This window comes from Tenggerimyces flavus (genome assembly GCF_016907715.1).
GTDB classification, from domain to species: Bacteria; Actinomycetota; Actinomycetes; order Propionibacteriales; family Actinopolymorphaceae; genus Tenggerimyces; species Tenggerimyces flavus.
In genome coordinates this window covers 2,675,465-2,692,166 of the sequence record NZ_JAFBCM010000001.1, presented here as the reverse complement: position 1 = coordinate 2,692,166, position 16,702 = coordinate 2,675,465, and the positions used below count along the sequence as shown (strand labels likewise).

At 71.4% G+C, this 16,702-nt stretch carries 15 protein-coding genes; 9 read left to right on the top strand and 6 right to left on the bottom strand.

The window, feature by feature from the left end:
* The first annotated feature begins 27 nt into the window (after positions 1 to 27).
* Positions 28 to 1,224, top strand: coding sequence for a Gfo/Idh/MocA family protein (locus JOD67_RS12660; protein ID WP_205117638.1), 1,197 nt, complete (start codon positions 28 to 30; stop codon positions 1,222 to 1,224).
* A 76-nt stretch (positions 1,225 to 1,300) separates the two neighbouring features.
* On the opposite strand, the gene JOD67_RS12655 is transcribed toward JOD67_RS12660, so the two are convergent.
* Together JOD67_RS12655 and JOD67_RS12650 are read right to left on the bottom strand one after the other, a co-directional pair.
* Entirely contained in the window at positions 1,301 to 2,242 is a 942-nt protein-coding gene (locus JOD67_RS12655; protein WP_205117637.1) for a P1 family peptidase, read from the bottom strand.
* Positions 2,239 to 3,306, bottom strand: coding sequence for an FAD-dependent oxidoreductase (locus JOD67_RS12650; RefSeq protein WP_205117636.1), 1,068 nt, complete (start codon positions 3,304 to 3,306; stop codon positions 2,239 to 2,241). Before JOD67_RS12650 ends, JOD67_RS12655 begins: the two co-directional genes overlap by 4 nt.
* 143 nt (positions 3,307 to 3,449) lie before the next feature.
* Between JOD67_RS12650 and JOD67_RS12645 the strand changes: the two genes are divergently transcribed.
* From JOD67_RS12645 to JOD67_RS12625, 5 genes are read left to right on the top strand one after another with little or no spacing between them, the layout of a single operon-like run.
* Complete coding sequence (locus JOD67_RS12645) at positions 3,450 to 5,075, top strand: ABC transporter substrate-binding protein (protein WP_205117635.1); 1,626 nt, start codon at positions 3,450 to 3,452, stop codon at positions 5,073 to 5,075.
* Entirely contained in the window at positions 5,072 to 6,028 is a 957-nt protein-coding gene (locus JOD67_RS12640) for an ABC transporter permease (protein WP_205117634.1), read from the top strand. The genes JOD67_RS12645 and JOD67_RS12640 overlap by 4 nt, the downstream gene beginning before the upstream one ends.
* Positions 6,025 to 6,885 carry an ABC transporter permease gene (locus tag JOD67_RS12635; RefSeq protein ID WP_205117633.1) on the top strand — a complete coding sequence of 287 codons (861 nt, stop codon included), beginning with the start codon at positions 6,025 to 6,027 and terminating at the stop codon, positions 6,883 to 6,885. The genes JOD67_RS12640 and JOD67_RS12635 overlap by 4 nt, the downstream gene beginning before the upstream one ends.
* Positions 6,878 to 8,572 carry a dipeptide ABC transporter ATP-binding protein gene (locus JOD67_RS12630; RefSeq protein WP_205117632.1) on the top strand — a complete coding sequence of 565 codons (1,695 nt, stop codon included), beginning with the start codon at positions 6,878 to 6,880 and terminating at the stop codon, positions 8,570 to 8,572. The genes JOD67_RS12635 and JOD67_RS12630 overlap by 8 nt, the downstream gene beginning before the upstream one ends.
* 9 nt (positions 8,573 to 8,581) lie before the next feature.
* Positions 8,582 to 10,501, top strand: a complete 1,920-nt coding sequence (locus tag JOD67_RS12625) for an alpha/beta hydrolase family protein (RefSeq protein WP_205117631.1) — start codon at positions 8,582 to 8,584, stop codon at positions 10,499 to 10,501.
* Here the strand turns inward: JOD67_RS12625 and JOD67_RS12620 are convergent.
* The gene (locus tag JOD67_RS12620) at positions 10,470 to 12,377 is read right to left on the bottom strand and encodes a S9 family peptidase (protein WP_205117630.1); all 1,908 of its coding nucleotides are present in this window, start codon (positions 12,375 to 12,377) and stop codon (positions 10,470 to 10,472) included. The genes JOD67_RS12625 and JOD67_RS12620 overlap by 32 nt on opposite strands.
* A 123-nt stretch (positions 12,378 to 12,500) precedes the next feature.
* On the opposite strand from JOD67_RS12620, the gene JOD67_RS12615 reads away from it, so the two are divergent.
* Together JOD67_RS12615 and JOD67_RS12610 are read left to right on the top strand one after the other, a co-directional pair.
* Positions 12,501 to 12,806 carry a hypothetical protein gene (locus tag JOD67_RS12615; protein ID WP_205117629.1) on the top strand — a complete coding sequence of 102 codons (306 nt, stop codon included), beginning with the start codon at positions 12,501 to 12,503 and terminating at the stop codon, positions 12,804 to 12,806.
* Positions 12,758 to 13,711: a PucR family transcriptional regulator gene (locus JOD67_RS12610; RefSeq protein ID WP_205117628.1), complete on the top strand. Its 954-nt coding sequence runs from the start codon at positions 12,758 to 12,760 to the stop codon at positions 13,709 to 13,711. Before JOD67_RS12615 ends, JOD67_RS12610 begins: the two co-directional genes overlap by 49 nt.
* 3 nt (positions 13,712 to 13,714) lie before the next feature.
* On the opposite strand, the gene JOD67_RS12605 is transcribed toward JOD67_RS12610, so the two are convergent.
* Complete coding sequence (locus JOD67_RS12605; protein ID WP_205117627.1) at positions 13,715 to 14,659, bottom strand: helix-turn-helix domain-containing protein; 945 nt, start codon at positions 14,657 to 14,659, stop codon at positions 13,715 to 13,717.
* An 84-nt stretch (positions 14,660 to 14,743) separates the two neighbouring features.
* Here JOD67_RS12605 and JOD67_RS12600 point away from each other — a divergent pair, with 84 nt between their 5' ends.
* Complete coding sequence (locus tag JOD67_RS12600; protein ID WP_205117626.1) at positions 14,744 to 15,307, top strand: NIPSNAP family protein; 564 nt, start codon at positions 14,744 to 14,746, stop codon at positions 15,305 to 15,307.
* Here the strand turns inward: JOD67_RS12600 and JOD67_RS12595 are convergent.
* Together JOD67_RS12595 and truA are read right to left on the bottom strand one after the other, a co-directional pair.
* Positions 15,282 to 15,887, bottom strand: a complete 606-nt coding sequence (locus JOD67_RS12595) for a class I SAM-dependent methyltransferase (protein ID WP_205117625.1) — start codon at positions 15,885 to 15,887, stop codon at positions 15,282 to 15,284. The genes JOD67_RS12600 and JOD67_RS12595 overlap by 26 nt on opposite strands.
* A complete protein-coding gene (gene truA / locus JOD67_RS12590; RefSeq protein WP_307782376.1) occupies positions 15,884 to 16,690 on the bottom strand; it encodes a tRNA pseudouridine(38-40) synthase TruA in 807 nt (268 codons plus the stop codon). Before truA ends, JOD67_RS12595 begins: the two co-directional genes overlap by 4 nt.
* Positions 16,691 to 16,702: the final 12 nt, after the last annotated feature.

Genomic DNA, 16,702 nt, shown 5'->3' with positions numbered 1-16,702 from the left:
TTTGTTTCCCTCGTAAAGGAGTAAGGCATGGGGATCAGCATCGGCGTGGTCGGTGCCGGCCAGTTCTCCCGGAGCTTCATCCCACTGTTCCAGGCGCACCCCGACGTGAGCGAGGTCAGGCTCACCGAGATCATGCCGGACCGACTCAAGGCCGCGGCCGAGCGGCACGGGATCGAGAAGACGTACGCGAGCGTCGACGAGCTCTACGCCAGCGATGTCGACGCGATCGCGATCTTTACCCAGCGCTGGACGCACGGCGAGCTCGCTCTCAAGGCGATCCAGGCGGGCAAGCACACGTACTCGAGCGTCCCGATGGCGATCACGGTCGACGAGATCGCCGCGATCGTCGAGGCGGTCAAGCAGACCGGCCTCACGTACATGATGGGCGAGACCTCGCACTACTACCCGTCGTCGGTGTTCTGCCGTAGCAAGATCGCCGAGGGCGCGTTCGGCCGCATCTTCTACGCCGAGGGCGACTACGTCCACGACATGGATCTGGGCTTCTACGACGCGTACAAGTACTCCGGCGGCGACAACTGGCAGGAGACCGCCAGCTTCCCGCCCATGCTCTACCCGACGCACGCGGTCGGGAACGTGCTGTCGGTGACCGGCCTGTACGCGACGCACGTCTCGTGCATCGGCGTGCAGGACCAGCGCGGCGACGGCGTCTTCGACAAGGACGTCAGCCTCTGGCAGAACGACATCAGCAACGCCACGGCGTTGTTCAAGATGTCCGACGGCGGGGCGATGCGGACGAACGAGCTGCGCCGCGTCGGCTACCCGTCGCACATCCGCGAGTCCCGGCTGCGGGTGTTCGGCACCGAGGCCTCGTTCGAACAGATGGCGACGGTCTCGCTCTGGCAGAACAAGTCCGGCGTCGAGGACGTGTCGGACCTGCTGCAGCCGCGGCGGTCGGCGAGCCTGGACGACCCGGAGCTCGAGGGCATCTCGCCGGCGCTGCGGGACGCGTTCGTGTCCGGCAGCGCGCCGGTGCACGACCGTTCGGCGCTGCCGAAGGAGTACACCGGCATGCACAACGGGCACGAGGGATCGCACCACTTCCTCGCGAACGACTTCGTCCGCTCGGTCGTGGACAAGACGCTCCCGCCGGTGAACGCGTGGATCGCGGCCCGCTACTGCCTGCCGGGCATCGTCGCGCACGAGTCGGCCAAGCAGGGCGGCGTCCAGCTCCCCATCCCCGACCACGGGGACGCGCCGGCCTAGACCCGGTGATCATGTACGTGATCATGAAGGCGCAGTGTTCCTATGCGCCGGTACGGCTACATGATCACGTACATGATCACGGCAGGTCGGCGACTGAGGGGATGCCGTGGAGGCCGATCGCGGCGCGTACGCCGCTGCGGACGGCCTCCGCGACCACGGTCGCGGCCACGGCTTCGAGGCTGAGCACGCTCTTCGGCTCGACCGTTCCGGCGGCGATGGCGAACGCCGTGTCGCCGTCCAACCCCGTACCGGACGGCGACACCGTGCTCGCCATGCCTCCGCTGGCGGCGTGCGCGAGCCGCGCCACCTGCGCCTTCGTCAGCTTCGCGTCGGTCGCGACGACGACCAGCGTCGTCGCGCGGCCCCAGTAGACCAGCGGGTCCGGGTCCGTACGCAGCGCCTCCGACGCTCGGGCGAACGCGCCGTCGCGGCGCATGCCGGCGAGCACCTGACCGTTCTCGTCGAGCACGTCGCCGAACGCGTTCACCACTGCCCAGGCGGCGACCTGCGGCCCCTGCGCCGTCACAGTCCACGAACGACCGAAGCCGCCCTTCGTGGCGCTCGACGGACCGTCCACGTCGCCGACCGTCGCGCCCGTACCGGCGCCGACCGTGCCGAGCGCCTCCTCGCCGGCGGGTACGGCGGCGTCCAGCGCCGCGGCCACCGACGCCGCCGTCGGCCACTCGGGCGGACCGACCAGCAGGTCGAAGATCACGGCAGCCGCGACGCCCGGCAGCGGGCGACCGGCGACGGGATAGCCGACGCCGCGGTCGGACAGCACGTGCACCGCCTGTGCGGCGGCCGCGAGACCATACGAGCTCCCGCCCGTCAGCACGATCGCGTCGACGCCGTCGGCGACGCCGTGCGGACCGAGGCCCTCGACGTTCAGCGTCCCGGCGTTCTGCCCGTGCACCTCGGCGGCCATCACCGAGCCCTCGGGTGGCAGGAAGATCGTCAGCCCGGTCCCGGCCTCGAGGTCGGTCCAGTGCCCGATGCGCAGGTTCTTCACGGAGGTCATGCTCCCAACACCTCAGCTGCCAACCGCGCCGCACGCGCCCCGTTCAGCGGAACGAACTTGAATCCCCGCCCGCTGCAGCACGACGCGACCACGACCCGATCGTGCCGCGCGAGGTGGAAGCGCGACTCGGGCAGCCAGGTGTAGATGCAGCCGTAGCTGTCGAACGGATCGGGCTCGAGGTCGGCGTAGCGTTCGCGCGCCCAGTCCGCGAACGCGGCGACGTCCGCGGCGACGGACGGCCGCGCCGAGCCCGGGTCACTCGACAGGTCGAGCGCCGGACCGGGGTCATGCAAGCCGCCCTTGACAACGGCTCCGGACGACTCCGGCAACGCGTAGAACTCCGTGCCTCCCGCGCGGATGTCGATGACCGTCGGCGTCGGCCGGCCGGAACGGAAGTACGTCGGCGACTGCAGCGTCGGCCGCGCGTCGAGCGAAACGCCAACCTGGGCGGCAAGTCCGGCGATCCAGCCGCCGGCGGCGAGGACGACCGAACGGGCGCGCACCACCCTGCCGGCCACCTGCACGTCGACGTGTGAGGCGGAGACGTCGAGCGCCTCGACCGTGACGCCGGACTGAACGTCCGCGCCGTGGGCTTGCGCATCCGCGAGCAGCGCGGCAACGGCAGCGTCCGCGCGCACCACGCTGGAGTCCGCCTGGAAGACCGCGTCCTCGCCCAGTGCACGTACGCCGGGGAAACGCTTCTCGACCTCGACAGCATCGAGCACCTCGACCGCGACGTCACACGCCCGCAGGGCGGCTTCGGTGGCCGCCATCCGCACGCCGAACTCGAGCCCGCCCACCCGGTCCAACAGCCGGTGGCCGGTGTCGTACTCGAGCCGCCGCCACAGTTCCATCGCCTGCTGGGCATCGCGAACGTCGTCGACGCGGCCGTGCGCGAGCCGTACGATCCGGCTCTCCCCGTGGCTCGACCCCGCCTGATGGGACAGCGCGAACTGCTCGAGCACCAACGGGGCGTACCCGGCCCGGGCGAGCTCGCGTGCCGTCGCCAGGCCCACCGCGCCGGCCCCGACGACAACGACGTCCACGGTCTCGGTGGCAACCATGGCCTGGACGCTACGACCGCCGACCGCCGACCTCATCCGCCGCCGGTTGGAACGCGGCAGGCAGATCTCCTGCCCACAGCGGAAGGAGAGGACTGCCATACGGCGGTACGTTCTGGCCCTCAACCGGACAGGTTGGAGCAACGATGAACGCACTCACCCGCCGCGACCTCGGCCGCCTCGCCGCGCTCAGCCTGCTCGGCAGCGCCGGACTCGCCGCCTGCGCGGGAAGTCGCACCGCCGAGGGCGAGGGCGACCAACCACCCAAGGCCGTCGACAAGCTCACGTTCGCGCTCGGCGCCGCGCCCCGCAGCCTCGATCCCGCGCACGGCTTCGACGCCGACTCCGCGACCGTCCTGACCGCGATGTACGACCAGCTGCTGGTCATGTCCGCGGACGGCAAGCTCACCAACCACCTCGCCGAGGAGTGGAGCCAACCCACTCCGACCACGTACGTCTACCAACTCCGCGACGGTGTCACGTTCTGGGACGGCACCAAACTCACCGCGCAGGACGTGGTGTTCTCCCTGGAACGGCACCGCGACGCCGAGGTGGCGTCGGAGTACTCGATCTACTACACGAAGGTGAAGTCGATCGAGGCCACTGGCGAGCGCGAGGTCACGATCACGCTGACCAAGCCCGACCCGTTCTTCGCGTACGTCCCCGCGCTCGTCGGACCGATCGTCAACGAGGCGTTCGTTCGCAAGCAGGGCAAGGAGTTCGGCACGCCGACGGGGCTCACGCTTGGCACCGGGCCGTACAAGATCGTGTCGTACTCGACCTCGGACGGCGCGAAGATCGTCCGCAACGACAGCTACTGGGGACCGAAGCCGGCGATCCGCGAGATCTCCTTCGACGTCATCACCGACCCGGAGTCGTTGCGGCTCGCGATGCGCTCGAACCAGGTCGGCGCCACGCGTTCGATCCCGTTGGACACCGCGCCGCAGTGGGACCAGCTGGAGAGCGTCGAGGTGACGTACGCCCGTGCGCCCAACCTGGTCTACCTGTCCTTCGACGTGCTGACCAAGCCGTGGGACGACGTGCACGTGCGGCGCGCGGTCTCGCACGCCGTCGACCGGGCAGGCCTCGTCAACGCGCTGTACCACGGCCATGCGCGGGCACCGAAGAGTCCGGTGGCCGAGGACTACTGGAACCAGCTGCTCTCCCCCGACGAGGTCACGGCGCTGTACGACGGCCTGCCTGCGTACGACTTCGATCTGGAGAAGGCGAAGTCGGAGCTCGCGCAGTCCGCGCATCCGGACGGCTTCACCGCGACCGTGCGCTACACCGCGGCCGACACCGTCGTCGCGAAGACCCTGCAGAACCTCGCCGAGAACCTCAAGCAGCTCAACGTCACGCTCAAGCTGCAAGGGCTCGGCGGAACGACCGCGACGTCGGAGCTCTACGGACACAAGAGCCTTGGCCTGCGCGTCGCGTACTTCGCGCCGGACTACCCGGACCCCGCGACGTTCCTCTCGCTCGGCCTGGGCAAGGCACAGATGATCGAGAACGGCTGGAACTTCGCCAACTTCACCACGCCGGAGATCGAGACCCTGCTGCAGACGCAGGAGTCGAGCACCGACCCGGAGATACGGCGACCCGCGCTGGAGCAGCTGACGAAGATCATGGCCGAGGAGCAGCCGTACGCCGCGTTGTTCATGTACGACGTGAGCCTCGCGCTGTCCAAGGACCTCACGTACGACGGCGACTACAGCATCTGGTCGCTCTATCCGAGCCAGCTGGTCGCGAAGCTGGGACCCGCCAAGTCGTGACAGGCCTGGCGAAATACGTCGGCCGCCGCCTGGTGGCGGCCGTCCTCGTGCTGCTCACGGTCAGCTTCGCCGTGTTCGCCCTGCTGGCGTTGAGTCCTGGCAGTCCGGAGCAGATCCTGCTCGGCGACCGGCGCGCCTCGCCCGAGGCGCTCGCGGCGATCCGCGAGCAGTACCACCTCGACGACCCGTTCCTCGTGCAGTACGGCCGCTGGCTGGTCGACGCGGTCCAGTTCGACTTCGGCACGTCGGTGCGGTCGTCGGTGCCTGTACTGAACGAGATCGGCGAGCGGTTCCCGATCACCGCGCAGCTCGCGCTCTACGCCACGCTGATCCTCGTCGTGATCGCCGTGCCCGCCGGGATGATCGCCGGCGCGCACCGGAACAGCGGCATCGACCGCGTCGTCACACTCGGCGGCGTCGTCGGCGTGAGCGCTCCGGTGTTCGTGACCGGGATCGTGCTGCTGTACGTCTTCGGCGTCGCGCTCGGCTGGTTCCCGTTGTACGGCGCGGGCGACGGGCTGGCCGAACGGGTGAGCCACCTGACGCTGCCCGCCGTCGCACTCGCCTCGACGCAGGTGGCGTTCGTCGCGCGGCAGACGAGGGCGGCAGCGCTGACGGTGTTCGAGCAGGACTACACGACGTTCGCGCGGGCGCGCGGCCTGCCCCGGCACGCGATCTGGCTCGGGTACGCACTGCGCAACAGCGCCTTGCCCGTCGTCACGTCGGTCGGGCTCGTGGTCGCGTCGTCGTTGACCGGCGCGATCCTCGTGGAGACGACGTTCTCGCTACCGGGTCTCGGCGCGCTGATGATCGAGGCAGTGAACGGCAAGGACATCCCTGTCGTACAAGCACTTTCGCTGCTCGCCGCGGTCGTCTTCGTCGGCGTCAACCTGATCGCGGACGGCGTGTGCCTCGCGCTCGACCCGCGGCTGCGGCGAAGGGTGCTCCGATGAGCGTCGTGGCCGCGATCCGTCCCGGCGAACGCCGCCGCCTTCGCCTGCCGAGCGCGGCCGTCGCGGTCTCGGCCGCGTTCGTCGCGCTGGTCGCGATCGCCGCCGTCGCGGGGCGCTGGCTGGCGCCGATGGATCCGTCGCTGCAGGACCTGACCCAGCCGACGGCAGGTCCGTCCGCGGCGCACTGGCTCGGTACCGACGACCTCGGCCGCGACATCTGGTCGCGGCTGCTCGCCGGCACCGGCACGGCCGTCCTCGGTCCGCTCGCGATTGCCGTGGGTGCGTTGGTGATCGGGACCGCGCTCGGGTTGCTCGCCGGGTACGTCGGCGGCCTCGTCGACGCGGTGATCTCACGGCTCGCCGACCTGGTGTTCGCGCTCCCGGGCGTGATGATCGCGATCGTCGTCGTGGGGGTGCTGGGTGGCAGCTACCTCACCGCGGTGGCCGTGTTGACGTTCCTGTTCGTGCCCGCCGACGTGCGGCTGGTGCGCTCGGCTGTGCTCGCCGTTCGGGAGCTGCCGTACCTGGAAGCCGCACGGACGTTGGGCGTTCGGCCCGTGCGCCTCGTGCTCGTGCACCTGTTGCCGAACGTCGCGCCGACTGTCGTGGCGAATGTGCTGCTCGACTTCGGGTACGGGCTCGTCGCGCTGTCCTCGTTCTCGTTCCTCGGCCTCGGCATCCCTCCGGGCACCGCCGACTGGGGGCTGATGATCGCGGAGAACCGTTCGGCGCTCGACCTCAATCCCCTTGCCTGCTTGGCGCCTGCCGTCCTGCTGACGCTCACTGCGGCGGCGGTGACGATCCTCGGCGACTGGACGTACGAACGGTTCGCCAGCAGGACGGTGCGCGATGAGTGAGCTGCTCGAGGTCACCGACCTGCGGATCGCGGCCGGCGAACGGACGATCGTCGACACCGTGAGCTTCGCGCTCGACGCCGGCGAAAGCGTCGCGCTGGTAGGGGAATCCGGCAGCGGCAAGTCGATGACGGCACGAGCACTGACCGGTCTGCTGCCGGCGGGCGTTGCCGCCACGGGGAGCGTGCGCTTCGAGGGCACGGACCTGCTGAGCGCCGCGAACAGGCGGCTCCAGCGATCCGTCCGCGGCGGCGGGATCTCTTTGCTGCTTCAGGATCCGTTCACCATGCTCAACCCGCTGACGACGGTCGGGCAGCAGCTCGCCGAGACGTTGGGTTCCCGGGAGCGTAGCGAGATCGCGCGCCGGCTCGCGGAGGTCGGCATCGACGCGGACGTGGCGAGGCGGTACCCGTTCGAGCTGTCCGGCGGCATGCGGCAACGCGTCGCGATCGCCGCGGCGATCGCGAAGGACCCGCGGCTGCTGCTCGCCGACGAGCCGACGACCGCGCTCGACACGACGACGCAACGCGAGGTGCTGCGGCTGATCTGGAGCATCCAGCGCGACCGCGGCATGGGCCTGCTGCTGATCACGCACGACATGCGGGTCGCGTTCGCGCTGTGCGACCGGGTGCTGGTGATGTACGCGGGCACGCTGCTCGAGGCGGCGTCCCCTCGCGAGCTGGCGACGCAGCCGCTACACCCGTACACGGCCGGGCTGCTCGCGGCCGAGCCGCCACTGGACCGGCGCAGCGACCGTCTCGGCGGCATCCCGGGGCGCGTGCCGCGACCCGATGATCTCGCGGACGAGTGCGTCTTCGGGCCGCGCTGCGACTGGCGTACGGAGGTGTGCGCCAAGGCCCGGCCGGTGCTGGAGCTCGTCGGTGCCGCACACTCGACGGCCTGCGTACGCCACGACACGCTCGCGCCGGACCTCGCCGCCGTGCCGCAGCGCGCCGCCGCTGCACCGGTGGCGGAGCTCGAGCGGGCGCCGACGCTGCTGTCGGTGCGCGGGCTGACGAAGACGTTCGGCTCGACGCGGGCGGTCGACGACGTCAACTTCGAGCTGCGGGAGGGCCGGCACCTCGCGATCGTGGGCGAGTCCGGCTCGGGCAAGACGACCATCGCCCGCTGCCTGCTCGGGCTGGAGACGCCGACGGCCGGCACGATCTCGCTGCCGGAAGGCCCGGTGCAGTGCGTGTTCCAGGACCCGTACTCCTCGCTCAACCCCTCGCACTCCGTCGGCTTCGCGCTCGCCGAGGCCGTACGGCTCGGGCCGGGCGACACCTCCGTCGCCGAGTTGCTCCGGCAGGTCGGGCTGCCCTCGGCGTACGCGCGGCGACGGCCGGCCGCGCTGTCCGGCGGCGAACGGCAGCGGGTCGCGATCGCGCGGGCCCTCGCGCTGCGGCCGCGGGTGCTGGTCTGCGACGAACCCGTCGCCGCGCTGGACGTGTCCGTGCAGGCGCAGGTGCTGGACCTGCTGCGTACGGTCGGCGCGAACGGCACCACGTTGGTGTTCATCACCCACGACCTCGCGGTCGCACGGCAGCTCACCGACGAGATGATCGTGCTGCGGCGTGGGAAGGTCGTCGAGACCGGGACGACGGAACGGCTGCTGACCGCGCCCGAGCACGAGTACACGAGAGCGCTGCTCGAAGCCGTCCCGACCGGCACGACCGACTGGCTGCAGTAGGAGGAGAGCATGCGGGTCGAGGAGTGGTTCGCCGCTTACCTGGAGCCGTCGCTGCACCAGGTGAGCGGCGCGGCGGAGGTGGTGCCGAGCCCGGATGGCGAGGTGGTCGCGTTCGTCGGGTCGATCCTCACCGACCTGAACGGCACACCGATCCACCGCCTCCACCTGCTCGACGTCGCGCGCAACGTCGTCACCCCGGTCGGCGGCGGTGAGGACGACAAGTCGCCCGAGTGGTCGCCGGACGGGCGGCTGCTCGCGTACGTCACCACCGACGGCGCGGCCGTCGTCACGCGCGACGGGACACCGGCCGACGTCGCGGTCCCGACGCTGCCGGGCGTCGCGGAGTACGTCCGCTGGTCGCCGTCCGGCACCCGACTGCTCGTGGGCGTGGCCGATCCGGGCTCGGACGTGGCCGGCGCCGCCGGGTCGGGGACGCTGCCCGACGCGACGACGCCCAGCGCGGACTGGGCTCCCGCCGTGGTCTCGTGCGACGCCGAGCACGGGCGGCGCTGGTGCGCGATCGTCGACCTGCGATCCGGCCAATGGGAGCGAGCAACGTCGGCGGCGACGAACGTCTGGGAGGCCGCCTGGTGCGGCGAGGACGAGCTGCTCGCCGTCGTCTCGACGAGAGCCGACGAGGGTGCCTGGTACGCGGCGACCGCCGCGATCATCGAGCTGCGCCGCGGCGAGGTACGTACGGTCCACCGCTCCGACGACCAGCTCGGCTCCCCCACCTGCTCGCCATCGGGCTGGCATCGTTCGCTGGTCCAGGCGGTGGCGAGCGACCGCGGCTTCGTCCAGGGCGAGCTGCTGATGCTCGACCGGGACGGGTTCGCGCGCCCGATCGACACCCGCGGTGTCGACGTGACCGACACCTGCTGGCGCACCGAGGACCGGCTGACGTTCGCCGGCCTCCGTGGCCTGGAGTCCGTTGCGGGCGAGGTCGACGTGGTCACCGGCGAGGTCACTGAGCTGTGGGCGACGACCGAGTCGTTCGGCGGCAAGCTGCCACGCGTACGGCCGTCGCGCGACGGCACGGTGTTCACGGCCTCGGAGAGTCATCGAAGGTTCGTCGAGCTCGTCGCGGTGACGAACGGGAAGCCGACCACGCTGCTGTCGTTCGCGCACGACGGGGTCGACGCGGTCGGGCTGCCGACCTGGCGGGTGGAGCCGACCGCCTGGACCGCGCCGGACGGGCTGGAGATCCAGGGCCTGCTTTCGCTGCCGCCAGGGAGCGGGCCGTTCCCGCTGGTGCTGTCCATCCACGGCGGGCCGGTCGGCGCGTTCCGGGACCGCTGGCTGATGAGCTACTCGTACCTCGCCGTCCTGCTCTCCCGCGGCTACGCCGTCCTGCAAGCGAATCCGCGCGGCTCGACCGGACGCGGGCAGGACTTCGCCCGACTGGTCAAGGGCGACCTGAACGGCGCCGACACGCTCGACCTGCTGAGCGGCGTCGACGCGGTGGTCGCCGACGGCCTGGCCGACCCGAGCCGACTCGCGGTCACCGGTGGCAGCTACGGCGGCAACATGACCGCCTGGCTGATCACCCAGGACCAGCGGTTCGCGGCCGCGGCGCCGCAGCACCCGCACACCGACTACGTGAGCTTCCACTTCAGCTCGAACATCCCGGAGTTCGACGCGCTGTTCCTCGACAGCGACCCGCTCGACCCGGCCGGGCGGCACGTGACGCGGAGCCCGTTCCGCTACGCGGCGAACGTGCGGACGCCGATGCTGCAGCTCGCCGGCGGGCTGGACCGGTGCTGCCCGCCGGAGCAGGCGGTGCTGTTCCACAACGCTGTCGCCGCGCACGGCGTCCCTTGCGAGCTGGCCGTCTACCCGCAGGAGGGCCACGGCGTACGGGCGATCCCGGCAGTCGTCGACAGCACGGCTCGGCTGGTCAGCTGGTTCGACCGCTTCCTGCGCCCTTGAGGTGGGTGTCGAACCAGCCCCGGACTCGGTCGAAGTAGTCGAGAAAGTGCTCGTGCTCGGCGAACCCATGGCCCTCGCGCGGGTAGACGACGAGCTCGGCCTCGCAGCCCTCCGAGGTCAGCGCCTGGTAGAGCTCCTGCGCCTGGCCGAGCGGCGTACACAGGTCCAGTTCGCCGTGCAGGATCAGCGTCGGCGTGGTCGCACCGCGGGCGTGCATGATCGGCGACAGCTTCACGTGGTTTCCGGTGGCGTCGTACGCGTCGGAGCCGAACTCGATCTCGGTCAGCCGCGGGATGTTCGACGTGTTGTGGAAGCTCACCCAGTTCGACACGGACGAGATCGGCACGGCCGCGGCGAAGTGCTCGCTGCCGGCCGTCGCGGCCCAGGCGGCGAGGAACCCGCCTGCCGAGCCGCCGACGATGCCGACCCGTTCGCGGTCGATGCGGCCGGCGTCGGCGAGGTGGTCGATGCCCGCGACGACGTCGCGCAGGTCCATCGGGCCGTAGTCGCCGAGGTGCGCGCGGGTGAACGCCTGGCCGCGGCCGGTGCTGCCGCGCTGGTTGGGGAACAGCACCGCGTACCCGGCGAGGGCGAGCGCGTTGCCGAGGCCCTTGTAGCCGGCGAGGTACGTCAGCGTCCAGGCGTTGTTGGGGCCGCCGTGCGCGTACACGACGAGCGGCAACGGCTCGTCGGTCGGCGTCGGCGGAAGCATCAGGATGCCCTCGATCACCGTGCCGTCGTCGGTCGGCCAGGTGGCGGTCTCGACCCTCGGCTTCGGGAGGTCGAGTCCTTCGTTGATCGTGGTGAACGGCTGCCAGCTGCCGTCCTCGAGCAGGCACAGTTCGGGTGGTCTGCCGGGCGCCTGTACGGACGCGAGCACGCGGCTGCCGCCGGCGGAGATCGCGGCGTGGTGGACGTGGGTGAAGCCGAGCGTGGCCGGTCCGTTGAACAGCTCCTCGACCGTGCCGTCGCTGGCGATCAGCCCGCAGGTGGTGTGCAGGTGGGACTGCCCGACGTAGAACAGCCTGCCGTCCGGCTGGAAGCTCAGCCGCTGGATGTCCTTGTCCTTGGCGATCGCGGTTGTCTCGCCGGTCGCGAGGTCGAGCAGCATGGGCTCGCCGAGGCCCTGGCCGCGGTCGCTCATGTAGCCCTCGACGAACGCGGCGGTCGTGCCGTCGGGCGACAGCGTCGGTGCCTGCAGCTGCCAGTCCGACTCGTGCACGGTCCGCGCGGTGCCCTGGCCGAGGTCGAGCAGGGCGAGGGTCGCGCTGTACCAGGCGTTCTCGCTCGGGTCGGGCGAGACGACGGCGAGCACCTCGGTGCCCGTACCGCCGAACTCCCAGACGTTCACGCCCTCGGGGCTGACCGCCTCGGCGGCGCCGGACGCGAGGTCGACGCGGTAGATCCGCCGCCACGCTTGGCGCGGGCGGTAGACACGCGGGTCGGTGGTCTCGTCGCCGATCCTCGTCGCGCCCTGCCCGCCGGCTCGGTCGGTGCCGGGCTGGGCGACCAGGACAAGCAACTGGCGTTCGTCGTCCGACCAGGCGATCGCCTCCACGTCGCCGGGCAGCGCCCCGACCGGTCGTACGTCGCCGTCCCACAGGTACAGGGTGGTTCCGGCGCCGGCACGGTCGGAGCCGAACGCGAGCAACCGCCCGGTCGGCGACCAGGTCGGCAGCAGGTCGCGACCCTCGCCGGGGATCGGCTCGGCGGGTGGTCCGTCCAGGTGGCCGACGTAGAGTGCCGACCGCAGCCGACCGCCCTTCGGCTTGGTCGGGTCGGCGACGACGAACGCGTACCGTTCGCCGTCCGGGCTCAGCGTCGGTTCGCTCGGCTGCCGGCAGGCGAGCAGCCGTTCCGCGATCTCCTGAGGCATCGCCCCAACGTAAACGTCTGGTTTCCGCTACGCCTGCGCCACGCGTTGGAATCGGCGCGCGGCCGTTCAGATCGTGGGCGCAGTCGTACGATCACGACAACCGGCCAGGTCGGGAGGCCCGAGGTGATCCCAGGACTGCAGCAGGTCGTGGACTCCCTGAGCGCGCGCCTGGAACGCTCGGTCACGATCGACGACACCCGGCTGAACGTGCTCGCGTACAGCATCGTGAACGGGCAGGTCGACCCCATGCGGACCGACGCGATCCTGCATCGCGCCACGCCGACAGCTTCGGCGGAGTGGCTGTTCTCGTTGGGCATCACGCGCGCGACCGGTCCGGTGCGGCTGCCGGGGCGGCCGGAGTTCGGGCAGCTGCCGCGGGTGTGCGTGCCCGTACGCACCGGACGGTCCTGCTCGGCTACCTCTGGGTGATCGACGAGGACGAGAAGCTGTCCGACTCGGACCTCTCGCTCATCGACGGGGAGGCTGGGCTGGTCGGGCAGCTGCTCTACCAGGAACAGTTGTTGGAGAAAGTCCAACGGGGCAAGGAGAACGAGCTCGCCCGGGATCTCTTGTCGGAGTCTGCCGCGCTGTCCGAGGCTGCCGCTGCCGAGCTGGCGGATCTCGGGTCGTTCGTGTCGTCGGGTTCCTGCGTGGTGACGGTCGTGCAGCCTTCGCCGGGGGTGGAGGTGCCGCCGGACCTGCGGGTCGTGCTCGCGGACGCGCTGCACGGTGCTTCGCGGCAGTTCTCGCCGCGGCACAGCCTGTATCTCACGCGTGGGCGGGAGGGGTTGCTGCTCACGACGCACGCCGTCGCCGAGGGTGTGTACGCGCAGCTGTCGGCCGTCGTCGCTGGGCTGGTGCGTTCGGTTTCCGGGCAGCTCGGTGCCGCGGTCGACGTACGGGCCGGGATCGGCGAGGCGGTGTCGTCGTCGACGGCGCTGCACGTCTCGTATCGCCAAGCCTGCTTGGCGTTGCGGGTGGCGCGGGCGGTGCCCACGTTCGGCGCGGTGACCGCGTTCCCGGACCTCGGCGTCTACCGGATCCTGGCCACGTTGCCGGCGGAGTCCCTCACGCCCGACCTGCTCGACGCCGGCCTGCGGCGGCTGCTGCGGGAGGGGCCGCCGATCATGACCGAGACGTTGGAGACCTACCTCGACTGCGCGTGCGACTCGACCCGTACGGCCGCGGCGCTGCACATCCACCGGACGACGCTGCACTACCGGCTGGGACGGATCCAGGAGATCACGGGCGCCGACCTGAACGACGGCACCCAGCGCCTGACGCTGCACCTCGGGCTCAAGGCCGCGCGCTTGGCCCCGGATCCTCCCGCCTGAGCGTCAGGTGCCGTTTCTGAACGCGCGGCGGTAGCTGGTGGGGGTGGCGCCGACGTGGGTGCCGAAGTGGTGGCGGAGGTTGGTGGCCGAGCCGAGTCCGCAGCTTTGGCTTACCTGGTCGACGGACATCGCGGTGGTCTCGAGCAGGTCGCGAGCCCGGTTCAACCGCTGGGCCAGCAGCCACTGGCGGACGGTCGTGCCGGTCGAGGCGTGGAAGCGGCGCATGAACGTACGCTCGCTCAGCTGCGCCTGCCGGGCGAGCGCGGCGACGGTGAGGGGCTGGTCCAGGCGCTCTTCGGCCCACTGCAGCAGCGGCGCGAGGCTCTCGTCGTCGGTGGCGGGGATCGGCTCGTCGACGTACTGGTTCTGGCCGCCGGTCCGGTGCGCCTGGACGACCATCGCGCGGGCGATGCGGTTGGCCGTCTGGGCGCCCTTGTCCTTGCGGACGACGTGCAGGCACAGGTCCATGCCCGCGCTGCGGCCGGCGCTGGTGAGCACGTTCTCCTCGTCGACGTAGAGCGCCTTCTGGTCGACGTCGACGCGCGGGTACCGGGCGGCGAGCTTGTGGGTCTGCTGCCAGTGCGTGGTCGCGCGCCTGTCGTCGAGGACGCCGGCCGCCGCGAGGACGAACGCGCCGCTGCAGAGGGAGATCATCCTCGCGCCGTTGGCGGCCGCTTGGCGTACCGCCGCGACGAGCTCCGGCGGGATGCCGCCGGTGCCGAGCCAGGCGAACGGGAGCGCCGGGACGAGCACGGTGTCGGCCTCGCCCAGGGCGCTCAGCGGGGCGTCGGGCGTGACGACGACTCCGGGCTCAAGGCGGGTGGCGTGGTCGGCGCAGAGGGTGAGCTCGTACCAGTCGTCGTACCACCGGGCGCCGAAGATCTCCCAGGCGATGCCGAGCTCGTACATCGGCATGTCCTCGACGACGGGGATGGCGATCCGGTGCATGGCGTTCAGTCTGGCAGGAAACTTGCGGAGATAGGCAAGCCTGCCACTCGTCGGGCCTGCCGGCGGCGCCCCAGGATGAGCGGCATGAGCAGCGAGAACGAGTGGCAGGTGGTCGAGCTCCGCCAGTACACGTTGAAGGCCGGGCAGCGCGACGTGCTGGTCGACATCTTCGACACGCACTTCGTGGAGAGCCAGGAGGAGCTCGGGATGCGGGTGCTCGGCCAGTTCTACGACCTGGACGACCCCGACCGCTTCGTCTGGATCCGGGGCTGCCGCTCCATGGCGGCGCGCCGGGAGGGGCTGGAGGCGTTCTACCGGCACAGCGTGGCGTGGAAGACGTACGGCCCGGCGGCGAACGAGACGATGATCGACTCCGACGACGTCTACCTGCTGCGCCCGACGCGCCCGATCGACGGCCTGCAGCCGCGCCCGCCGGTGGGGTCGACTGAGCGGACCGACTCGACGTTCGTCTGCGCCTTCGGCGACGCGCCCGGCGACCTGCTGGCGGCGTTCGAGACCGAGCCGGCGGAGAACGACTTCCCCGACCTGCCGGTCCACGAGGGCGTGGACGTGCGGGTCGAGCTCGCCCGCGGCGACTTTCCCGGGCTGCTGCGGCTCGCGCCTACGGCGAGGTCGGCGATCCGCTGACGCGGAGGACGCGGAAGCCCTTCGCGCTGCCTTCGCGGGTGGTCTGGTGACCCTGCTCGATCAGCCACTTCTGCAACGAGTCGGCGCCCAGGTTCCTCGCCACGACGAGCCAGGCCGCGCCGTCCGGCTTCAGCCGCGGCAGCCAGCGCAGCAGGAGCTCGTGCAGCGCGGCCTTACCGATCCGGATCGGCGGGTTGGACCAGAGCTGGTCGAAGCGCAGCTCGTCCGGCACGTCGTCCGGCCCCACCGCGTGGACCGTCACGCCGAGCCGCTGGGCGTTCGCGCGGGTGAGCTCGAGGGCTCGGGTGTTCACGTCCACGGCCCAGACGTCGGCGTCGGGGACCTGGGTCGCCAGCACCGACGCGATCGGTCCGTAGCCGCAGCCGAGGTCGAGGAACGTTCCCGGCTTCGTCGGCAGCGGCGCCTCGCGGAGCAGCACCGACGTGCCGAGGTCGAGCCGGTCGCCGGAGAAGACGCCGGTGGAGGAGGTGAGGTCGTACCTCCGCCCGTACGCGGTGAACCACACCTCGCGCGGCTGGTCGGCGACCGACGGGTCGGCGGAGAAGTAGTGGTCGGTCATCGACGGCGTCTCGTCTCGTTCGCGCGGGCCGCGAGGGCCTCGTCGGGCGGGTAGCCGACCTCCTCGAGCGTGAGGCCGTGCGGGCGGACGACGTTGACCGCGGAGTCGCGGACGCCGGCGGCGAGCACGGCGGCCGGCCACTCGACCGGTCGGCGGCCCTCTCCGACGGGCAGCAGCGCGCCGACCAGCGCGCGCACCATCGAGTGGCAGAACGCGTCCGCCACGACCCGGCCGACCGCGAGGCCGGCGTCGTCGCGGGCCCAGGAGTACTCGAGCAGCCGGCGTACGGTCGAGGCGCCCTCGCGGCGGCGGCAGAACGCGGCGAAGTCGTGCTCGCCGAGCAGGTGCTTGGTGGCCGCGTTCATCGCGTCCAGGTCGAGCCTTCGCGGATGGTCGAGGACCTCGTGCCGGTGCAGCGGGTCGGCGGTCGCCGGGTCGTCGCAAACGCGGTAGGCGTAGCGGCGCCAGAGCGCGCCGAAGCGGGCGTCGAACGCCTCGGGCACCACCCGGGCTCTCCGGACCCGGACGTCGCGCGGCAGCGTGCCGTTGAGCCGCTCGACGAGCGCGTCGGCAGGCGGCCGGTCGCTTCGGCCGACGACGCCGGCGTAGGCATCGGGCGGGAGGTCGACGTGGCAGACCTGGCCACGCGCATGGACGCCGGCGTCGGTGCGGCCGGCGCAGGTGAGGGCCGGCGGCGGCTCCACTCGTACAACCACGCCGAGCGCCTCCTCCAGCGTCTGCTGGACGGTCCGCAGGCCCGTCTGGGTCGCCCAGCCGGAGAACTCGGTGCCGTCGTACGCCACGTCCAGGCGCAG